The sequence below is a fragment of the Pseudomonas sp. MIACH genome, from assembly GCF_001269925.1.
Classification (GTDB): Bacteria; Pseudomonadota; Gammaproteobacteria; order Pseudomonadales; family Pseudomonadaceae; genus Aquipseudomonas.
In genome coordinates this window covers 206,808-227,229 of sequence record NZ_LHVO01000046.1, presented here as the reverse complement: position 1 = coordinate 227,229, position 20,422 = coordinate 206,808, and the positions used below count along the sequence as shown (strand labels likewise).

14 protein-coding genes are annotated in these 20,422 nt (G+C 61.3%); 7 read left to right on the top strand and 7 right to left on the bottom strand.

Annotated features, from left to right (window positions below):
- Positions 1-57 precede the first annotated feature (57 nt).
- From AD670_RS18065 to mapR, 3 genes are all read left to right on the top strand, one after another.
- Positions 58-297: a DUF3203 family protein gene (locus AD670_RS18065; protein WP_053135264.1), complete on the top strand. Its 240-nt coding sequence runs from the start codon at positions 58-60 to the stop codon at positions 295-297.
- A 184-nt stretch (positions 298-481) separates the two neighbouring features.
- Positions 482-1,891 (top strand): cytochrome c oxidase accessory protein CcoG, encoded by a 1,410-nt coding sequence (gene ccoG, locus AD670_RS18060; RefSeq protein WP_053135261.1) that lies wholly within the window; start codon positions 482-484, stop codon positions 1,889-1,891.
- 100 nt (positions 1,892-1,991) lie between these two features.
- Positions 1,992-3,401: a GntR family transcriptional regulator MpaR gene (mapR, locus tag AD670_RS18055; protein WP_053135258.1), complete on the top strand. Its 1,410-nt coding sequence runs from the start codon at positions 1,992-1,994 to the stop codon at positions 3,399-3,401.
- 123 nt (positions 3,402-3,524) lie between these two features.
- On the opposite strand, the gene AD670_RS18050 is transcribed toward mapR, so the two are convergent.
- Both AD670_RS18050 and AD670_RS18045 read right to left on the bottom strand, forming a co-directional pair.
- Entirely contained in the window at positions 3,525-4,271 is a 747-nt protein-coding gene (locus AD670_RS18050) for an SDR family oxidoreductase (protein WP_053135255.1), read from the bottom strand.
- A 53-nt stretch (positions 4,272-4,324) separates the two neighbouring features.
- Positions 4,325-6,421: a bifunctional diguanylate cyclase/phosphodiesterase gene (locus AD670_RS18045; protein ID WP_053135253.1), complete on the bottom strand. Its 2,097-nt coding sequence runs from the start codon at positions 6,419-6,421 to the stop codon at positions 4,325-4,327.
- A 252-nt stretch (positions 6,422-6,673) separates the two neighbouring features.
- Here AD670_RS18045 and AD670_RS18040 point away from each other — a divergent pair, with 252 nt between their 5' ends.
- The gene (locus AD670_RS18040; RefSeq protein ID WP_053135250.1) at positions 6,674-7,597 is read left to right on the top strand and encodes a hypothetical protein; all 924 of its coding nucleotides are present in this window, start codon (positions 6,674-6,676) and stop codon (positions 7,595-7,597) included.
- Entirely contained in the window at positions 7,590-8,057 is a 468-nt protein-coding gene (locus AD670_RS18035) for a hypothetical protein (protein ID WP_053135247.1), read from the top strand. Before AD670_RS18040 ends, AD670_RS18035 begins: the two co-directional genes overlap by 8 nt.
- Positions 8,058-8,064: 7 nt before the next feature.
- On the opposite strand, the gene AD670_RS18030 is transcribed toward AD670_RS18035, so the two are convergent.
- From AD670_RS18030 to tpx, 5 genes are all read right to left on the bottom strand, one after another.
- On the bottom strand, positions 8,065-9,630 hold the full coding sequence (locus AD670_RS18030) for an efflux transporter outer membrane subunit (RefSeq protein ID WP_053135244.1): 1,566 nt from the start codon (positions 9,628-9,630) through the stop codon (positions 8,065-8,067).
- The gene (locus tag AD670_RS18025; RefSeq protein WP_053135241.1) at positions 9,627-12,734 is read right to left on the bottom strand and encodes an efflux RND transporter permease subunit; all 3,108 of its coding nucleotides are present in this window, start codon (positions 12,732-12,734) and stop codon (positions 9,627-9,629) included. Before AD670_RS18025 ends, AD670_RS18030 begins: the two co-directional genes overlap by 4 nt.
- The gene (locus tag AD670_RS18020; protein WP_053135238.1) at positions 12,731-15,832 is read right to left on the bottom strand and encodes an MdtB/MuxB family multidrug efflux RND transporter permease subunit; all 3,102 of its coding nucleotides are present in this window, start codon (positions 15,830-15,832) and stop codon (positions 12,731-12,733) included. The genes AD670_RS18025 and AD670_RS18020 overlap by 4 nt, the downstream gene beginning before the upstream one ends.
- Positions 15,829-17,127, bottom strand: coding sequence for an MdtA/MuxA family multidrug efflux RND transporter periplasmic adaptor subunit (locus tag AD670_RS18015; protein ID WP_053135235.1), 1,299 nt, complete (start codon positions 17,125-17,127; stop codon positions 15,829-15,831). Before AD670_RS18015 ends, AD670_RS18020 begins: the two co-directional genes overlap by 4 nt.
- Before the next feature lie 232 nt (positions 17,128-17,359).
- Positions 17,360-17,860 carry a thiol peroxidase gene (tpx, locus tag AD670_RS18010; RefSeq protein WP_053135232.1) on the bottom strand — a complete coding sequence of 167 codons (501 nt, stop codon included), beginning with the start codon at positions 17,858-17,860 and terminating at the stop codon, positions 17,360-17,362.
- 159 nt (positions 17,861-18,019) lie between these two features.
- Between tpx and AD670_RS18005 the strand changes: the two genes are divergently transcribed.
- Both AD670_RS18005 and AD670_RS18000 read left to right on the top strand, forming a co-directional pair.
- Complete coding sequence (locus AD670_RS18005; RefSeq protein ID WP_053135230.1) at positions 18,020-19,309, top strand: glycosyltransferase; 1,290 nt, start codon at positions 18,020-18,022, stop codon at positions 19,307-19,309.
- A 72-nt stretch (positions 19,310-19,381) separates the two neighbouring features.
- Entirely contained in the window at positions 19,382-20,287 is a 906-nt protein-coding gene (locus tag AD670_RS18000; protein WP_053135227.1) for an AraC family transcriptional regulator, read from the top strand.
- Positions 20,288-20,422: the final 135 nt, after the last annotated feature.

Below are 20,422 nucleotides of genomic sequence, written 5' to 3'. Positions count from 1 at the left end.
GAACCCACGCCGATTGCGCAGCCCTAACCCCTATAGCCCATGAAAAAGGAGATCGGCATGACCCTACGTATCGAAAACCAGCTGTGCTACTTCATGCTCGACGACAATGGCCAGGAACAGAGCGTGCCAGCCACCCGCGTCAATATCGTGACCGACACCGAAAAATCCATGTCGTATGTGGAATTGGCGGCCGAGCGGATCTACATCACCGAAGCCGAGGCGGACGCCCTGACGGTGGCAGGCGCCCACGATGGACGACAGCACGTAAAGGCGGACGAACCTGGTTCGCTGATTTAATTGATCTGTATCAGCTCTTGCTGGACAAGGCTGTACCCCTTTAACCGTGGGGTGCAGCACATTGCCGCAGGGACGCACAGAAATCCCATCTGATCCGCTTTTTATCGACCCACCTGAGTCTGTTATGCAAACAGACTGGCGCTCATAGTTGATTGGCCTGATGGAGGCTGATGAGCGAACGACCATGAGCGAACGAATCCCAACCGTGGAAACCTTTGAGCCCATACACCCAAAGAAGGTGAAGGCCAAATCCAGCGACAACCTGATCCATACCCGTAGCTTCACCGGCCTGTTCCGCACCTTGCGCGTGGCCGGCGCTGGCTTTCTGTTCCTGGCATTTTTCGGCACGGTGTGGCTGAACTGGGGTGGGCGGCAAGCGGTGCTGTGGGACTTGGCCGAAAGCAAATTCCATATTTTCGGCGCGACCTTCTGGCCCCAGGATTTCATCCTGTTGTCCGCGCTGCTGATCATCTGCGCCTTCGGCCTGTTTGCGATTACCGTGTTCGCCGGTCGAGTGTGGTGTGGCTACACCTGCCCGCAAAGCTCGTTTACCTGGCTGTTCATGTGGTGCGAAAAAATCACCGAGGGCGAGCGCAACCAACGCATCAAGCTGCACGCCGCCCCCTGGAGCCTGGACAAACTCGCGCGGCGCTCGGCCAAACACACCTTGTGGCTGGGCATCAGCGTGCTGACGGGACTGACGTTTGTTGGCTACTTCACGCCGATTCGTCCGTTGGCCGCCGAATTGCTGACCTGGCAAATGGGTGGCGTGAGCCTGTTCTGGGTGCTGTTTTTTACCGGCGCCACCTATATCAATGCCGGTTGGCTGCGCGAAGCGGTGTGCATGCACATGTGTCCGTATGCGCGATTCCAGAGCGTGATGTTCGATAAAGACACGCTGACTATCTCCTACGATACCGCTCGGGGCGAGCATCGCGGCCCGCGTAAACGCGAGGCCAAACCGGCGGATGTCGGCCTCGGCGACTGCATTGACTGTCAGCTGTGCGTGCAGGTCTGCCCCACCGGTATCGACATCCGCGACGGCCTGCAGATGGAATGCATCGGCTGTGCGGCGTGCATCGACGCCTGTGATTCGATCATGGACAAGATGGGCTATGCGCGGGGCCTGGTGAGCTATACCTCCGAGCATCAATTGCAAGGCGGCAAGCCCCATCTGCTCAGGCCACGCCTGATCGGCTACAGTGCGGTGCTGCTGGTGATGATTGCCGCGTTGGTGGTGGCACTGGTGCAGCGGCCAATGGTGTCGCTCGACGTGACCAAGGACCGTGGCATGTTCCGCGAGAACGCCCAGGGCCAGATCGAAAATATCTACAGTCTCAAGGTCATCAACAAGACCCAGCAGCGCCAGGAGTACCGCCTGGAACTGCTGGACGCCAAAGGCTTCCAGTTGCAGGGCAAGACCGAGATCAGCCTGGCGCCGGGGGAAATCGTCGATGTGCCGGTGTCGGTGGCGCTGCTGGCGGATACCCCGGCGAGCAGTTCGCAGACCCTGCGGTTCAAGGTGACGGACGTTGATGAACCGTGGATCTCTACCGCAGCCGACAGCCGCTTCGTGGCGCCGTTAAACCGCTGATACCTGGGTATCAAAAATGATGAAGATCAAATGTGGGGGTGGGCCAGCCCCCCCCCACATTGGGATCTCCACTCATATAAAACATTTGTTTAAGGCCAAAATGAAACGCTACGAAAAATTCGCCGACGACATCGCAGAACTGATCCGCTCTGGCGTACTCGGCCCCGGCCAGCGTGTGCCGTCGGTGCGCTACGCCAGCCAGACGTATGGCGTCAGCCCGTCCACGGTGTTCCAGGCCTACTACCTGCTGGAACGCCGTGGCCTGATCCGCGCACGGCCGCGCTCCGGCTACTTCGTCAACACCCATGCACCCAGCCCGTTCTCCGAGCCGGTGGTGAGCGAGCAGGTGCATGAGTCCACCGAAGTCGATGTCAGCGAGTTGGTGTTCTCGGTACTCGATTCGATCAAAGACCCCAATACCGTGCCCTTCGGCTCGGCGTTCCCCAGCCCCATGCTGTTTCCGCTGCCACGCCTGGCCCGCTCCCTGGCCAGTGCCAGCCGCGAGATGGACCCGCGCCTGGTGGTCACCGACATGTCGCCGGGCAACCCACAACTGCGCCGACAAATAGCCCTGCGCTATATGGTCGGCGGCCTGATGCTGCCCATGGAGGAGTTGCTGATCACCAACGGCGCCCTGGAAGCGTTGAACCTGTGCCTGCAAGCCGTTACCGAGCCGGGCGACCTGGTCGCCATCGAGGCCCCGGCGTTCTACGCCTGCCTGCAAGTGCTGGAACGCCTGAAGCTCAAGGCGGTGGAAATCCCCGTGCACCCACGCGATGGCATCGACTTGGCCGCCCTGGGGCAAACCCTGGAGCGCTACCCGATCAAGGCTTGCTGGACCATGACCAGCTTCCAGAACCCCATGGGCGCCACGCTGCCGGAAGCCAAGAAGCAGGCGCTGGTCGAGCTGTTGCGCAGCCATCAGGTGCCGTTGATCGAGGACGATGTGTACGCCGAATTGTATTACGGGCAACAGGCACCGAAGCCGGCCAAGGCCTTCGACACCGAAGGCCTGGTGATGCATTGCGGCTCCTTCGCCAAGAGCCTGGCGCCTGGATATCGCGTCGGCTGGGTGGCTGCCGGGCGCTATGCGCAGAAAGTCGAACGCTTGAAGCTGATGACCTCACTGTGCCCCTCAATGCCGGCCCAGGCAGCAATTGCCGATTATCTGCAACATGGCGGCTATGACCGGCACCTGCGTAAATTGCGCTACGCCCTGGAGGAGCAACAAAGTGCCATGCTCGCCGCCATCGCCCGCTATTTCCCGGCACAGACGCGCGTCAGCCAGCCGGCCGGGGGGTATTTCCTGTGGTTGGAATTGCCGGAGCAAACCGATTCGTTGAAGTTGTTCCAGATGGCCCTGGCGCAAGGCATCAGCATTGCGCCGGGGCCGATCTTCTCGGCGACCCAGCGATTTCGCAACTGTATTCGCCTGAACTACGGCAGCCCGTGGACTGAGGCCTCGGAAAAGGCGATGGAGACGTTGGGGCGGATTGTGCGGTCGTTCTGAGTGATGGTGGTGAGCGTTCTGACGCCATCGGGGGCAAGCCCCCTCCCACATGTTGAGCGTTGAATACGCTCAAGTGTGGGAGGGGGCTTGCTCCCGATGGCGCCGGTGCAGGCACTGCATGAGCTAGCGACCGCCACCTAAATCGACAAACGTCCCCGTGGCATACGAAGCCTTGTCCGACAACAACCAGATAATCGCTTCCGCCACTTCATCCGGCCGCCCCCCACGCGCCATGGGAATCCCGGACTCCAGCTTGCTGACCCGGTCCGGGTCGCCGCTGAGGGCGTGGAAGTCGGTGAAGATGTAGCCAGGGCGCACCGCGTTGACGCGAATGCCCTCGCCCGCCACTTCTTTAGACAGGCCGATGGTGAAGGTATCGAGCGCGCCCTTGGAGGCCGCATAGTCGACGTATTCACCCGGCGAGCCGAGGCGCGAGGCGACCGAAGACACGTTGACGATACTGCCGCCCTGCCCGCCGTGCTTGGGCGACATGCGCAGCACCGCTTGCTTGGCGCACAGGATCGGCCCGAGCACGTTGGTTTTCATGATGTTCAGGATGCGGAATTCAGACATCTCATCGACCCGCGCCTTGTGCGCCACAGTGCCGGCGTTGTTGACCAGCGCGGTCACGCGGCCCAACTCGACGTCGACACGATGAAACAGCGCGATCACTTCATCTTCGATGCTGACATCAGCCCGCACGACAATCGCCTGGGCTCCGAGGGCACGCACCTGTTCCAGCACGCTATGGGCGGCTTTTTCGTCTGAGTGGTAGTTGATGCAGATACGGTAACCTTCGCGCGCCGCCAGCAATGCTGTTTCGGCGCCAATGCCGCGACTCCCCCCGGTGATGATGACAACTTTGTCCATGCGTGCGGTCTCCTGATCCAAGCCGGTGTAAGGGTTGGATCCGATACTAACCGTCATGCACGGCTTTTGTCAGGCATTGCTGCGTCTTCGGCGCGCTGGATATCGGCCATGAAGCTGTCTGCCGGCAGCGGATGGCCAAGCAGATAGCCTTGCAGGGAGTTGCAGCCCAGCCGCGTGAGGAAGCTCTGTTGCACATCGGTCTCCACCCCTTCAGCGACAATCCTCAGCCCCAGCGCCTGGCCGAGCGCGACGATGGCCGAAACGATGGCCGCGTCGTCGCTGTCGTGCTCCAGGTCCCGCACAAAACCGCGGTCGATCTTCAGCTCGTTGGCCGGCAGACGCTTGAGGTACATCAGGCTGGAATAGCCGGTGCCGAAATCGTCGATGGACAGGTCCACCCCCATGTCCGACAGCTGCTGCAACACCGTCATGCTCGCATCGGCATCGCTCATGGCGGTGGTCTCGGTGATCTCCAGGGTCAGGCTGTTGGCCGGTAATCGGTGCCGGGCAAGTGCGCCGGCCACGCTGTTGACCAGCCCGGCGTGGCAGAACTGCAACGCCGACAAGTTCACCGCGATGCGCCAGTGCTCATAACCCTGGGCGTACCACACGCTCATTTGGCGGCAGGCTTCATTGAGCACCCATTCGCCGATGGGGATGATCAAGCCGGTTTTTTCCGCCAGTTCGATAAAGGTCGCCGGCAACAACAAGCCTTGTTGCGGATGCTCCCAGCGCACCAGCGCTTCGGCCCCTACCGGGATGCCACTGATTGCATCAAACTTGGGCTGGTAATACAGACGAAATTGCTCTTGCTCAAGGGCATTGCGCAGGTCTTGCAGCAACTGCAATTGCTTGCGCGCATTGGTGTTCATCGACACATCAAAAAAGCTGTAGCCGTTCTTGCCCATGCCTTTGGCGTGGTACATGGCGGCGTCGGCGTTCATCAACAGTTCCTGGGGGTTGTTACCGTTGCCCGGGAACATCGCGATGCCGAGGCTGGCGGAAATTTTCAACTCATGCTCGGCCACTTGGAACGCCCGGTTGATCAACATCACCTGGCGTTCGGCGAGGCCAAGGGCATCGTCGGGCTGCGTCAACTGCACCAGCAAGACAAACTCGTCACCACCGATACGCGCCAGGGTGTCATGGCTGCGCAGGTCTTCGCGCAGGCGCAGGCCGACTTCGCGCAACAACTGGTCGCCCATGTGATGACCAAAGGCATCGTTGACCGGCTTGAAGCCGTCCAGGTCGATAAACATCAAGGCGAAGCAACCGCCCTGCTCTTTTACCGCTTCAATGGCCTGTTGAATGCGATCCGCCAACAACGTGCGGTTGGGCAGGCCTGTGAGCATGTCGTGCAGGGCCAGGTGAGTCAGTTCCTGGTTGGCCAGGGTCAGCGAGTCGGCGAGCACCGCGGTGCGTGCTTCCAGACGGGCATCGAGCAACGAAGTGAGCAATGCAATCGCCAGCACCGCCAGGGTGGTGACCAATACCAGATTATCCAGGCCATTGCCGCTCAAGCCGTCCAATGCCGCACCACAGAAGCTTTCATCGGCAAAACGGGCCGCCGCCATACCGGTGTAGTGCATGCCGACGATGGCAAACCCCATCACCACCGCCGCCCCGCCTCGGGCCAGGCGCACGAACGGGGTATTACGGCGCAGGTTGAACGCGATCCACAGCGCGGCGCCGGAAGCGACCACTGCTATCAGTAAAGAAGCACCGAACAGCGTGGGGTCGTAGTCGATGCCCGGCGTCATACGCATCGCGGCCATGCCGGTGTAGTGCATGCTGGCGATACCGCTGCCCATGACCAGCGCGCCAAACGCCAGTTGCCAGGCTGGCAGACGGGGTTGGTTGACCAGCCATAACGCGAAGCCGCTGGACAGCACCGCAATCAACAACGACAAAGCGGTGATACCCACGTCAAAGCCCAGCGCAAATGGCAAGCGCAACGCCAGCATGCCGATAAAGTGCATGGACCACACCCCCACACCCATCGCCATGGCCCCGCCGGCTATCCACAAATAGACAGCACGGCCCCTGGCCGTTGCAATGCGGCCGCTGAGGTCCAGCGCGGTGTAGGAAGCAAGGATCGCGACAAACAGGGAAATAACGACCAGCGAGGGTGAATAGCTACCGATGAGCATGGGACTTCTCGTGGGCAACGGACCTGAAACGCCCGTACCAAGTGGCAAAGCTGGCAATTGTAGCGAGAATAATTCTTGGACAGTTGATTAATTATCAGAGGGCCACTAGTGGCAATTTGACGTCAATTCACCGACTCAAAAGCATCAGATAACTGGCAGGCATGATCCTACAAAACATAGCGAATGGCCTGACATAAAAACCGGGAACTATTCCCCAGGCTCTTTCACCTCTATCGACTCACCGGTGAAAGGATGCCAAGCGATTTCCTGCGTAGCGGTGTGCCGGATGCACACTCCACCACCCGTCAACGACTCATGAGTCTGTTGGACCTGCCCGAACTCTATCGAACCATCGACGCCGACCCCGGCATCGTTGGTGCTGGAGTGGTGCATATCGGCAGCGACTACCAGGTAACAGTGTTACGCGAGTTTGTGCCGCTGTGCAGTATCAAGCCCAAACGGGTGATTTTGCGCGAGGCGGCCGGGCCTATTAAGACTGCCGACGAATATGCAGAACTGGCGGCACGTTCCCCGCGTGAATCACAGCTATGGAAGGAGGCATCGGGGATGGTGATTTCCTGCGGCGGAGCTGTGATTAGCTACATCGTGGCGAAGACGGGTATCGCGGCAGCGCCATTTACCCTAGGTGCGAGCCTCGTATTGACCTACATCGCTTTTGTCGGGACAGCGGCCAGTGGGGCACAGTGTTTGAACAGTTTATGGAGGACCCGAAACGAGTTAATCAATCCCGCCCTGAATGATCACTACGACACGTTAAGGTGGTATCAGGCAACGACGCTTGCCTTAGACGGTATCTCACTTGTGGGAGCAGGCTCCAGCAGCTTCGCTGCGGTCAAATCAGTGTTGGCCATACGGCGTTCGACGGGGCGCCACATGACGGACATCCTGCGGGCCATGAGCCGTCAGGAACGGGCAACGTTAACGGACGAAATCCTGCGGCTTAAAAATCCCCGCCATCCATTCGAAATCGTCCGGCTGAAACAGCTCGCCGGGGAGTTACCCAAACGGTATAGCAATCCACAATTACGCCAGGACATCCTCACTCAAATCAAAGATCAAATCGGAGCGACCCTATCGGTTACTGGCAGCGCGCTGTCAGGGAATATCAGCCACCTGCTTATTGCCCTGTATGAGGAGTTCGACAGCCATGACTGATTACACCGACCCTCTGCGCGAGTATCGAATATGGCGCCGTTATGCGTATCGATTCTTGCCGTCGTTCGGCGGTGCTCTATTGCTTAGTCTCAACAATATCGCCGCTAACATGTCACTTAGCCTGGCGTACTACGCAGAAAGCCATCACTTGCCCAATGAATACGCTTTTGCAGCCGGCATGGCGCTTTGTTTAGTCTTTAACGCTGGACAAATAATGCTATGCCAAGGGTTTCGTTATGCGCCCTGGGTACTCATGCTCGTGGCGATCGTGAATATTCTATTGGCGATAGGTTATCTGGCCAGCCACCCACCCACGCTGCTCAACCTATCCACGCTCATCTCGGCCTTGATCTACGTCCTGGTCCTCAATTCAAAAAACCACCGCCGCTACACCAGCATGTTGCGGGTCAAGCGTCGGCGCAAGCTCAGGGCCCACAGCCAGGTCAACGCCCCAACTTGACGGGTCATCAATCCTTCTCGGCAATCGGCGTCTGCCCATCCCAGCCACCGCCCAGTGCGGCGATCAGTTGCACGCTGGCCACCAGGCGCGTTTGCAGCAAGGTCAACACGGTGCGCTCATTACTCAGGGCGGTGGCCTGGACTGTCACCACATCCAGGTAGGCAATCAGCCCGGCCTTGTACTGGTTCTGGGTCAACCGCAGCGATTCACGCGCGGCCTCAAGCGCTTCGTTGCTGACCACCGCCTCGTCTTCCAGCACCTTGAGCTGGACCATGTAGTTTTCCACTTCACGGAAGCCGTCGAGCACGGTCTGGCGGTACTTGGCCACGGTTTCGTCGTAGGACGCCACGGTGCGGTCGACTTCCGCCGAGCGCTGGCCGCCGTCGAACAGGGTCATGGCCAGTTTCGGCCCTACCGACCAGAAGCGGTTCGGCAGGCTGATCCAGTCGGCATAGGTGCTGCTGGAGTAGCCGCCGGCCAGGCTCAGCGTCAGGTCCGGATAATAGGCGGCCTTGGCCACGCCGATATTGGCGTTGGCGGCGATCACCGAGCGCTCGGCCGAGGCGATATCCGGGCGACGTTCGAGCAATTGCGACGGCAGGCCTACGGGAATCTGCGGCAGTGCCGGGATGTCATTGCTCACCGCCAGGTTGAAGTTGGCGGGCGCTTCGCCAATCAATACGGCGATGGCGTTTTCCAACTGGGCGCGCTGCCAGATCAAGTCGATCAGGCTGGCCTGGGTGGTCTTGAGCTGGGTTTGCGCCTGGGCCACCGCGTCCTTGCCGGAAACCCCGGCGCGGTACTGGTTTTCAGTCATTTGCAGGGAGCGCTGGTAGGTGTCCAGCGTGGCTTGCAGCAGGCGGGTCTGTTCATCCATCACCCGCAGTTGCAGGTAGCTTTGCACCAGTTCCGACTGTTGGCTCAGGCGCATCGCCGCCAAGTCTGCCGAGCTGGCTTCGGCGCTGGCCTCGTTGGCCTCCAGGCCACGGCGCAACTTGCCCCAGATATCGGCTTCCCAGCTCACGCCAAGCTGCGCATTGAGGGTGTCGCGGATGCCGCTGCTGGAACTGCTGAGGCTGGCGCTGCTGCTGCCGGTGCCCTGGCTGGCACGGGTTTTACCGGCGCTCAGGTCGACGGTGGGGTAAAACGCCCCGCGTGAGCTGCGCACCAGGGCCTGGGCCTGGCGAAAACGCGCTTCCGCCTGGGCCACGGTCTGGTTGGAATTGTTCAAGCGCAGTACCAGGTCGTTGAGTTGGCGGTCGCCATACAACTCCCACCAGGCGCCACGGGCCAGGGAATCGCTAGGTGTAGCCTGGCGCCAGCCCTGGGCTTCCTTGAATTGCGCAGGCTCGGTGACTTCCGGGCGATGGTAGTCGGGGCCGACGGCGCAGGCGCTGAGCAATAACGCCAACCCCACTGTAGGAGCGAGCTTGCTCGCGAAGGTCGCTAACGATAACGCGCCGAGCCTGAATGAACGCGGGGCCTGCCGTTTTTTTGCGAGCAAGCTCGCTCCTACGGGGATGAGTGCCGTGTCGGAAGACCGCAGTGCATTGGCGTTAGTTGAATCGGTCATAGCGCAGTGTCCAGGGCAGCATCGGTACGCACGCCGCGCCAGGCGTTGAAGCGGTGGCGCGCGCGGTCGAGATAGAGGTAAACCACCGGGGTGGTATAGAGGGTCAGGACCTGGCTGAAGATCAGCCCGCCAATGATGGTCAGGCCCAGGGGATGGCGCATTTCCGCGCCATCGCCGGTGCCCAGCAGCAAGGGCAAGGCGCCGAGGATGGCCGCCAGCGTGGTCATCAGGATCGGCCGCAGACGCAACAGGCAGGCGCTGCGAATCGATTCCAGCGGCCCCATGCCTTCGTTACGTTCCAGCTGCAGGGCCAGGTCGATCATCAGGATCGCGTTCTTCTTCACCACGCCGATCAGCAGGAACAAGCCCAGCAAGGAAATCAGGCTGAATTCGCCCCCCGTCAGGTAGATGGCGAGCATGGCGCCGACGCCGGCCGACGGCAGGGTCGAGAGGATCGTCAACGGATGAATGTAGCTCTCATACAGAATGCCCAGCACCAGGTACACCGCCACCAGCGCGCCGAGGATCATGAACGGCTGGCCCTTCTGCGTGGCGGCAAATGCATCGGCGGTGCCGGCCATCTTCGCGATCACATCTTCCGGCAGGCCAACCTTGGCAATCGCCCGCTCGATGGCCGCCGTGCCCTGCTCCACCGTGACCCCGGGCGCCATGTCGAAAGCGATGTTTTCCGAGGCGAACTGGCCTTCGTGGCTGACGCGATCATCCGCCAGGCTGTTTTCGTAATGGGCAATGGTCGACAACGGCACCCGTGCGCCGGTAGAGGTGATCACCTGCATCTGGTTGAGGGTGATCGGGTCCTGGGCGTATTTGGGGTTGACCTCCATCACCACCTGGTACTGGTTGAGGCTGTCGTAGATGGTGGAGATCTGCCGCTGGCTGTAGGCGTTATTGAGTACGGCGGTGACCATGTCCATATCGATGCCCAGGCGCTTGGCCTGGTCGCGGTCGACAATCAGCGTGACCTGGGCCGCGCCGCGCCCTTCACGGGCGTCGATGGCGGTCAGTTCCGGCAGCTCGCGCAGCGCAGCCACGACTTTCGGGTACCACAGGCGCAGCGCGGCGAGGTCGCCACTTTGCAGGATGTAGGAATACTGCGCGCTGGTCTGGTCACGGCTGCCGCCAAATTGCAGGTCCTGGTCGGCCATCAGGAACAGGCGCCCGCCCGGCACCAGCGGTACATCCTTGCGCAGACGCTCGATCACCGCCTGGGCGGACACCTTGCGTTCGCTGATGGGCTTGAGGCGGACCAGCATCACGGCGTTGTTGGTGCCGTTGTTGCCGCCGATAAAGCCGGCCACGCTGAGCACCGCCGGGTCGTTGAGTACCGCCTTGCGGAAGGTTTCCATCTTCGGCTGCATGACGCTGAACGACAGGCCGTCATCGCCGCGCACAAAACCGATCAATTGGCCGGTGTCCTGTTGCGGCATAAAGGTTTTGGGGACTACCACGTACAGCGCCACGTTCACGCCAATGGTCAGCAACAGGCTGAGCAAGGTCAGGCGGCGGTGGCGCAGCACCCAGTCCAGGCTGGTGGCGTAGCCGGCGACCATGCGGTCGTTGATCTTCTGGCTCCAGCGTTGCAGGCCGGTCATCTGCCCTTTTACGTGGGGCTTGAGCCAACGGGCGCAGAGCATCGGCGTCAACGTCAGCGACACGATCAGCGACACGATGATGGCCGCCGACAAGGTGATGGAAAACTCGCGGAACAGGTTGGTGACGATCCCGCCCATGAACAGGATCGAAAGGAATACCGCCACCAACGACACGTTCATCGACAGCAAGGTAAAGCCGACTTCCTCGGCCCCCAGGTACGCCGCTTTCATCGGCGGCACGCCGGCGTCGATATGCCGGGAAATGTTCTCCAGCACCACAATGGCATCGTCCACCACCAGGCCGGTGGCCAGGATCAGCGCCATCAGCGAGAAGTTGTTCAGCGAGAAACCGTACAGGTACATGATCGCGAACGTGCCCACCAACGACACCGGCACCGCCAGGGTTGGAATCAGCGAAGCGCGGAAGTTGCCGAGGAACAGGTACACCACCAGGATCACCAGCCCCACGGCAATCAGCAAGGTCATCTCGGCTTCATGCAAGGTGGCGGTGATCACCGGCGAACGGTCCATCGCCAGGCTGAGCTTGACGCTGGACGGCAGCACCGCCTGCAAGGCCGGCAGCTGTGCCTTGATCTGCCTGACGGTCTCGATGATGTTGGCGCCGGACTGGCGGTTGATCACCAGCAGCACCGCCGAATCGTTGTTGAAGAAGCCACTGTTGTAGCGGTCTTCGACGCCGTCGCTGATCTTTGCCACGTCCTTCAGGCGCAGGGCGGCGCCGTCCTGGTAGCGGATCAGCAGCGGCTCGTAGTCCTTGGCCTTTTCCAACTGGTCGTTGGCCTGGATCTGCCAGTTGCGCTCGCTGTCTTCCAGGGAGCCCTTGGGCCGGCGCTGGTTGGCATTGGCGATAGTGTTGCGCACGTCGTCCAGGGCCACGCCGTACTGGTCGAGGGCCTTGGGCTCCAGTTCGATACGCACTGCAGGCAGGGAGCTGCCGCCGATCTGCACTTCGCCCACGCCCGGCACCTGGGACAGGCTTTGGGAGAGGATGGTCGAGGCCAGGTCGTACAACTGGCCCTTCTGCAACACGTCCGAGGTCAGCGACAGCACCATGATCGGTGCCTGGGACGGGTTGATCTTCTTGTAGGTGGGCATGCTGCGCATGCCGCTGGGCAGCAGGTTGCGCGAAGCATTGATCGCGGCCTGCACTTCCCGCGCGGCGCCGTTGATGTCCCGGTCGGAGTCGAACGCCAGGATCACCCGGGTGGAGCCCTGGCTTGAATTGCTGCTCATGGTGGTGATGCCGGCAATCGTGCCGAAGGAGCGCTCCAGCGGCGTGGCCACTGTGGATGCCATCACCTCGGGGCTGGCGCCCGGCAGGCTGGCCGAGACCACGATCACCGGGAAATCGATCTGTGGCAGCGGCGACACCGGCAGCAGGTTGAAGCTGACACCGCCCAGCAACATGATCGCCAGGCTCAGCAGCAGGGTGGCGACCGGCCGGCGAATGAAAGGTCCGGACAGGTTCATGACTCAACCGGCTCCAGGCTTTGCGGCTCTTTGCGCCAGCGGCGGCCAAGGCGATCGAAGTACAGGTAGATCACCGGCGTGGTGAACAAGGTCAACACCTGGCTCACCAGCAAGCCGCCGACCATCACCAGGCCCAGGGGCTGGCGCAGTTCCGCGCCGGAGCCGGTGGCGAGCATCAACGGCACCGCACCGAACAGCGCGGCCAGGGTGGTCATCAGGATCGGCCGGAAGCGCAGCAACGCCGCCTGGTAGATCGCGGTCTGCGGGTCCAGGCCCTGATTGCGTTCGGCGTCGAGGGCGAAGTCGATCATCATGATCGCGTTCTTTTTCACGATGCCGATCAGCAGGATGATGCCGATGATCGCGATCATGCCCAGGTCATTGCCACTGAGCAGCAAGGCCAGCAAGGCCCCTACCGCTGCCGACGGCAAGGTCGAGAGAATGGTGATCGGGTGGATATAGCTCTCATAGAGCACACCCAGCACGATGTACATGGTGACCACTGCCGCCAGGATCAGCAGCAAGGTGCTCGACAGCGACGCTTCGAACGCCTGGGCCGCGCCCTGGAACTGGGTCTGCACGCCCACCGGCATGCCGATGTCCTTCTGCGCCTGGTTGATCAGTTCCACGCCTTTGCCCAGCGCAACGCCAGGGGCCAGGTTGAACGACATCATCACCGCCGGGAACTGGCCGATATGCGCAATTGCCAACTGCGCCTGGCGCTGTTCCACATGGGCCAGGCTGGACAAGCGCACCTGCCCGCCGTCGGTGGTTTTCACATGGATCTGGTTCAGCGCCGCCGGGCCCAGGGTTTCTCCCGATTGGGCCTGCAAGACCACGCGGTACTGGCTGGCCTGGGTATAGATGGTGGAAATCTGCCGCTGGCCGAACGCGTCATACAGGGCATCGGTGATGGTTGACACACTGACGCCCAGGCGCGAGGCAGCGTCGCGGTCGATCACCAGGTACACCTGCAGGCCTTTGTCCTGCAGGTCGCTGGCGACGTCTGTGAGCTCCGGCATCTGGCTCAGTGTGTGCACCAGCTTGCCGCTCCACAGGGCCAACAGGTCGGCGTCCGGCGAGGACATGCTGAATTGATACTGGGTGCGGCTGACACGGTCTTCGATGGTCAGGTCCTGCACCGGCTGCATGAACAGGCGGATGCCCACCAGCTTGTCGATTTGCGGTTGCAGGCGGGTGATCACCTGGGCCGCGCTCAAGTCGCGCTGGCCGTGGGGCTTGAGGTTGATCAGCAAACGGCCGCTGTTGAGGGTGGCGTTATCGCCATCCACACCGATATAGGACGATAGACTTTGCACCGCCGGGTCGGTGAGGATGATCTTCGCCAATTCCTGCTGGCGCTGGCTCATGGCAGCAAAGGAAATCGACTGCGGCGCCTCGGAGATCCCCTGGATCACCCCGGTGTCCTGCACCGGGAAGAAGCCCTTGGGCACCACCAGGTACAGCACCACCGTAAGGCCCAGGGTCGCGATGGCCACCAGCAGGGTCAGCGGCTGGTGCCTGAGCACCCATTGCAACTTGCGCCCGTAGGCTTCGATCAGCCAGTCGATCCAGGCGCCGCTGGCCTTGTAGAAACGGCTCTGTTCTTCTTCCTTGGGTTCGCGCTTGAGCAAACGCGCGCACATCATCGGCGTGAGCGTCAGGGACACCACCAGGGAAATCAGGATCGCCACCGCCAGGGTGATGGCGAATTCGCGGAACAGCCGCCCCACCACGTCAGCCATGAACAGCAGCGGGATCAAGACGGCAATCAGCGACAGGGTCAGGGAAATCAGGGTAAAGCCGATCTGCTTGGCGCCCTTGAGCGCGGCGGCCAGCGGCGTCTCCCCTTCCTCGATATAGCGGGAGATGTTCTCCAGCATCACGATGGCATCGTCCACCACAAACCCGGTGGCGATGGTCAGGGCCATCAGCGTCAGGTTGTTGATGGAGAACCCGGCCAGGTACATGACGCCAAAGGTGCCCACCAACGACAGCGGCACGGCAATCGACGGAATGATCGTGGCGCTGACGCGCCGCAGGAACAGGAACGTCACCATCACCACCAGGGCGATGGCGATCAGCAATTCGTGCTGCACGTCGGTGACCGAGGCGCGGATGGTCTGGGTGCGGTCGGTCAGCACCGTCACGTCGAGGCCGGCCGGCAGGTTGTCGGTGATGCTCGGCAGCAGCGCCTTGATGCGGTCGACCACCTCGATCACGTTGGCGCCCGGTTGGCGCTGGATATTCAACAGCACGGCCTGGTTTTCGTTGGCCCAGGCGGCAAGGCGTTCGTTTTCCGCGCCGTCGACGATCTGTGCCACGTCTTTAAGACGCAAAGGCGCGCCATTGTTGTAGGCCAGGATCAGCTCGGCGTATTGCTGGGGCGACACCAACTGGTCGTTGGCATCGAGCATCGACACCCGCGTGGGGCCATCGAAGTTGCCCTTGGGCTGGTTGACGTTGGACGCGGCGATCAGGGTGCGCACGTCGGACAGGTTCAAGCCGTTGGCCGCCAGGGCTTCGGGGTTGACCTTGATGCGCACGGCCTGGCGCTGACCACCGGCGATGCTGACCATGCCGACGCCGCTGATCTGGGCGATTTTCTGCGCCATGCGCGTGTCGACCAGGTCATTAAGCTTGGGCAGCAGCATGGTCTTGGAGGTGATGGCCAGGGTCAGCACCGGGGTATCCGCCGGGTTGACCTTGTTGTACACCGGCGGCGCCGGCAAATCCTTGGGCAGCAGGTTGGTGGCGGCGTTGATCGCGGCCTGCACCTGTTGCTCGGCGACATCCATATTGATGTCGAGGTTGAAACGCAGGGTCAGTACCGACGCACCGCCGGAACTGGTGGACGCCATCTGGGTCAGGCCGGGCATCTGCCCGAACTGGCGTTCAAGCGGCGCGGTGACCGCGCTGGTCATCACATCGGGGCTGGCGCCGGGGTACAGGGTCATCACCCGGATCGTCGGGTAGTCCACCTGGGGCAAGGCCGATACCGGCAGCAAGCGATACGCGATGATGCCGGCCAGGACAATGGCCAGCATGCTCAGCGTGGTGGCGACCGGGCGAAGGATAAACAGCCGCGACAGGTTCATGAACCGACCTTTTGCGCCTTGCCGGCGTTGGCGCCGGTCTCCCCTTTAGCCGCAGGCTTGCCTTGCAGGTGTTCGGTGGGGGTGGTCGGCACTTCGCTGCTGTCGTTGACCACTTCGATCTCGCTGCCTTCCTTCAGGCGGTCGGTGCCTTCAAGCACCACGCGGTCGCCGGCCACCAGGCCTTCCTTGATCACGGTGTTCTCGCCATCGGTGTCACCCACCACCAGCGGCTGGACCTTGACCTTCTTGTCGCCATCGAGCTTGTAGACAAAGGTGCCGGTATTGCCGAACTGAATCGCCGCAGATGGCGCCAGCACCACGTTGTGCAGGGTATCGGCGAGTAAATGCACGTTGACGAATTGGTTGGGGAACAGGGCCTGGTCCTTGTTATCGAAACGTGCCTTGAATTTCAGGGTGCCGGTGGTGACGTCGATCTGGTTGTCCAGGCTTTGCAGCACACCGGTGGCCTGGCGCTTCACGTCGCCACGGTCCCAGGCTTCCACGGGCAGCTTGTTACCGGCGTGATAACGGGCGAGTACGGTTTCGAGGGTGTTTTCCGGCAGGGTGAAGGCCACGCTGATCGGTTGGGTCTGGGTGATCACCGCGAGGAAGGTGGTGTCGTTGGCGGCCACCAGGTTGCCCACGTCGACCTGGCGCAGGCCTACACGGCCACTGATCGGTGCGCGGATCTTGGTGAATTCGAGATTGAGCTTGGCGTCGTCCACCGCGCCCTGGTTGGTCTTGACCGTGCCCTGGTATTGCAGGACCAGCGCTTCGGCGGTGTCCAGGGTCTGCTTGGCGATACTGTCCTGGGCGTACAGGTCGCGATAACGCTGCACGTCGACCTGGGCGTTTTTCAACTGGGCCTGGTTCTGCATCAGCGTACCCTGGGCCTGGAGCAAGGCGTTCTGGTAGCTGCGCGGGTCGATCTCGGCCAGCAGGTCGCCGGCCTTGACCATCTGCCCCTCTTCAAAGGCAATCTTCACCAGCTCGCCGCCCACTCGGCTGCGCACATTGATGGTGTTGAGCGCGGTCACCGTGCCCAAGGCTTTGTAGTACACCGGGAACTCCCCCAGCACCGCCGGCGCCACACGTACCGGCACCGGGCCGGTGGAACCGCCGAAGCCCGGGCGCGCCATGCCGGTTTTACCGGTGTGCCCGGCCGGTGCGTCTTTGTGGGCGGCGCCGCTTGGCCAGAATTTCCAGCACAGACCGGCGATAACCAGCAGCACGAGCAGGCCGAACAGCCAGCGGCGGGAGTTGCGGGGGGAGGATTGCATGGAGTGATCAACCATTGGGCGCGAGAGCTTCTTCTTCGGGAGGCTGAAAGATAAGCACTGGAGCGCGTTAAGAAAAGCGCCTTTACCGGCTATTTACCTTGGGCTTACAACTTTTAACTTCTGCGGCCTAGTCCGTTGGCTATTTCGCTAAACGTCTGAGCCAAAAAAGAAAACGGCCTGGACTAGGCCAGGCCGCAATCATGTACCAAACGCGTTACTGCAAAACGACAGTAATGCGCCTAAACAGTTACTTCAAAACAGCCAGTGCGGCTTCGTAGTTCGGCTCTTGACCGATTTCCGAAACCAGTTCGCTGTGCAACACAGTGTCGTTTTCGTCCAGTACCACGACAGCGCGTGCGGTCAGGCTGCGCAGCGGGCCGTCAACGATGTCCACGCCGTAGTCCTGAGAGAACGCGGCGCTGCGGAAGTCCGACAGGCTCTTCACGTTTTCCAGGCCTTCAGAACCGCAGAAACGCGCCTGGGCAAACGGCAGGTCCGAGGAAATGCACAGCACCACAGTGTTGTTCAGCTCGTTGGCCTGGGCGTTGAACTTGCGTACCGAAGTCGCGCAGGTCGGGGTGTCAACGCTTGGGAAGATGTTCAGTACTTTGCGCTTGCCGGCGAAGGTGGCCAGGGTCGCGTCCGACAGATCGCCGGCGGTCAGGGTGAAGTCTGCAGCTTTGGAGCCGACTTGCGGCAATTCGCCTTCAACCTGGACAGGGTTACCACGAAGGGTGACTTGAGCCATGAATAGAATCCTTATGCTGGGTTTTGGTTAAACGAATTCGAGAGGCCGAAGTTAACCACAAAGTACCGTGGCTACCTACCGCCAGACACAAATTGTCATGCCACCCGGTTGTGGTTTAATTGCGCGCTTTGCGCCTGCCCCTCAAGGAAACCGTTGCCGATGAATCAGCCCGCCACCAAAGTCCTGGTCATTGGTTACGTCTGGCCGGAGCCCCGTTCCTCGGCCGCGGGCGGGCACATGATGCAGATTTTGGAAGCATTCCTTACACAAGGTTGGGAAATAACCTTCAGCAGCCCCGCCACCCTGGGCGAGCACAAAGCCGACTTGCTTGCGCTGGGCATCGCCGAATGTGCGATTGAGCTCAATAACAGCAGCTTTGACGATTTTATCCGCGAATTGGCCCCCGACATCGTGTTGTTCGACCGTTTCATGATGGAAGAACAGTTTGGCTGGCGCGTGGAGAAATGCTGCCCCGACGCGCTGCGCGTGCTGGAAACTTCCGACCTGCAGAGCCTGCGCGACGCTCGTCACCAGCGCCTCAAGGAGCATCTCAAGGCCCATCCGGACAGCGACGACTTCACCGCACTGTTCGCCCCGGCGCTGGAGGAAGAATTCCAGCGGATGGCCGACACCGACCTGGCCAAGCGCGAAATCGCCGCGATTTACCGCTGCGACATCAGTTTGATGATCTCCGAGGTGGAAATCCGCCTGCTCACCGAACAGTTCAAGGTGCCTGCCGCCCTGCTCCACGGGTGCCCATTGATGATGACGCCGCCTACCGAGGCCTTTGCCCCGTTTGAAGAGCGTGCGCACTTCCTCAGCATCGGCAACTTCCGCCATGCGCCGAACTGGGACGCCGTGCTGTGGATGAAGAACAGCCTCTGGCCGTTGATTCGCCAGCAACTGCCGGGCGCCCAGTTGCATGTCTATGGTGCCTACACCCCGCCCAAGGCCACCGCACTGCACAACCCGGCGCAAGGCTTTCACGTGATGAACTGGGCCGAGGATGCCCTGCAAGTGATGAGCGCTGCGCGAATCTGCCTGGCGCCCCTGCGCTTTGGCGCCGGCATCAAGGGCAAGCTGGCCGATGCGATGCTCTGCGGCACGCCCAATATCACCACGCCGGTGGGCGCCGAGGCCATGGGCGATGAACAGCCATGGCCGGGCGTGATCGCACAGAGCGCCGCCGCCCTGGCCGCCGCCGCCGTGAGCTTGTACCAGGACCGCGAGCGTTGGACCCAGGCCCAGGAGCACGGCCGCCAGCTCCTGGCGCGCCGCTATGACCAAGGCATCCATGGGCCTGCGCTGGTAGCGTGCCTGGAACGCTGTCGCAGCCAGCTCGCCGCCCACCGCCGTGACAACTTCACCGGCAGCATGCTGCGCCACCATGCGCATAAAAGTACGCAATACATGTCCCAATGGATCGAGGCAAAAAACCGTACCGTGTAAACCGTGGTGCTGGCGAGGTCGTGCGCGAGGGGGCATTATCCCCAGCAGCACCCACAATAAAGCGACGGCAGCATGACCCGAGCAACGCGTATCACCGACCCTTCCTACGAGCTGATGGACGATCACAACGGTCTGTCCATCATCTATCGCCAGCATGGTTTCCCCTGCCCGCTGGTGCGCTGGCATTTCCACAAGGAATACGAGCTGCACCTTATCGTCGCCAGTTCCGGCAAGGTGTTCATTGGCGATTACATCGGCAATTTCTACCCGGAAAGCCTGTTCCTCACCGGCCCCAACCTGCCCCACAACTGGATCAGCCAGGTCGAGGAAGACGAGGTGGTGCCCAAGCGCGACATGCTGGTGAACTTCACCGATGAGCTGTTCGAGCAGGGCAGCCACATTTTCACCGAACTGAAGATGCTTGCACCGTTGCTGGAGCGCGCGCAGTACGGCATCGAGTTTCGCTGCAAGAAAACCATCGCCCAGGCGATGACCCTGATGCAACGCATCGAGGACGCCCGGGGCATGGCGCGCCTGGGGCACTTTTTCATCCTGCTGGAAGTATTGAGCGCGTGTGAGGACTACCAACTGCTCTCCGGCGTGACCACGCCGCAACTGGCCGATGAACACAGCATCGATCGCACCAACCGCGCGGTGGATTACATCTTCGCCCACTACGCGCGGGAGTTGCCCCTGGAAGAAGTGGCCGAATACCTGGGGATGAAGCCGACGTATTTTTCCCGGGTGTTCAAGCAGGCCACCGGCCGCACATTTATCGAATTCGTCAATCGCCTGCGCATCAGCAAGTCATGCGAACTGCTGGCCGATGGCGATAAGGCCGTGACGGATGTGTGCTTCGAGTCAGGCTTCAATAACATTTCCAACTTCAATCGACGCTTTCAGCAGCTCAAGGGCATGACGCCTTCCCACTACCGGCGCCTGGCGGTGCAGCGGCTGACCGAACAGAACCTGGCCTGACACGGCATTCAAACAGGTGCTTACAAAGTGTGTCGCCCCCCCGCACGCCAACAGGAACGTAGAACAAGCCCTAGGCCACTTAGCGAAGTGCCTCTCTCTGTGAGCAACAGGAGGTACTCATTTATACGCCGGCAT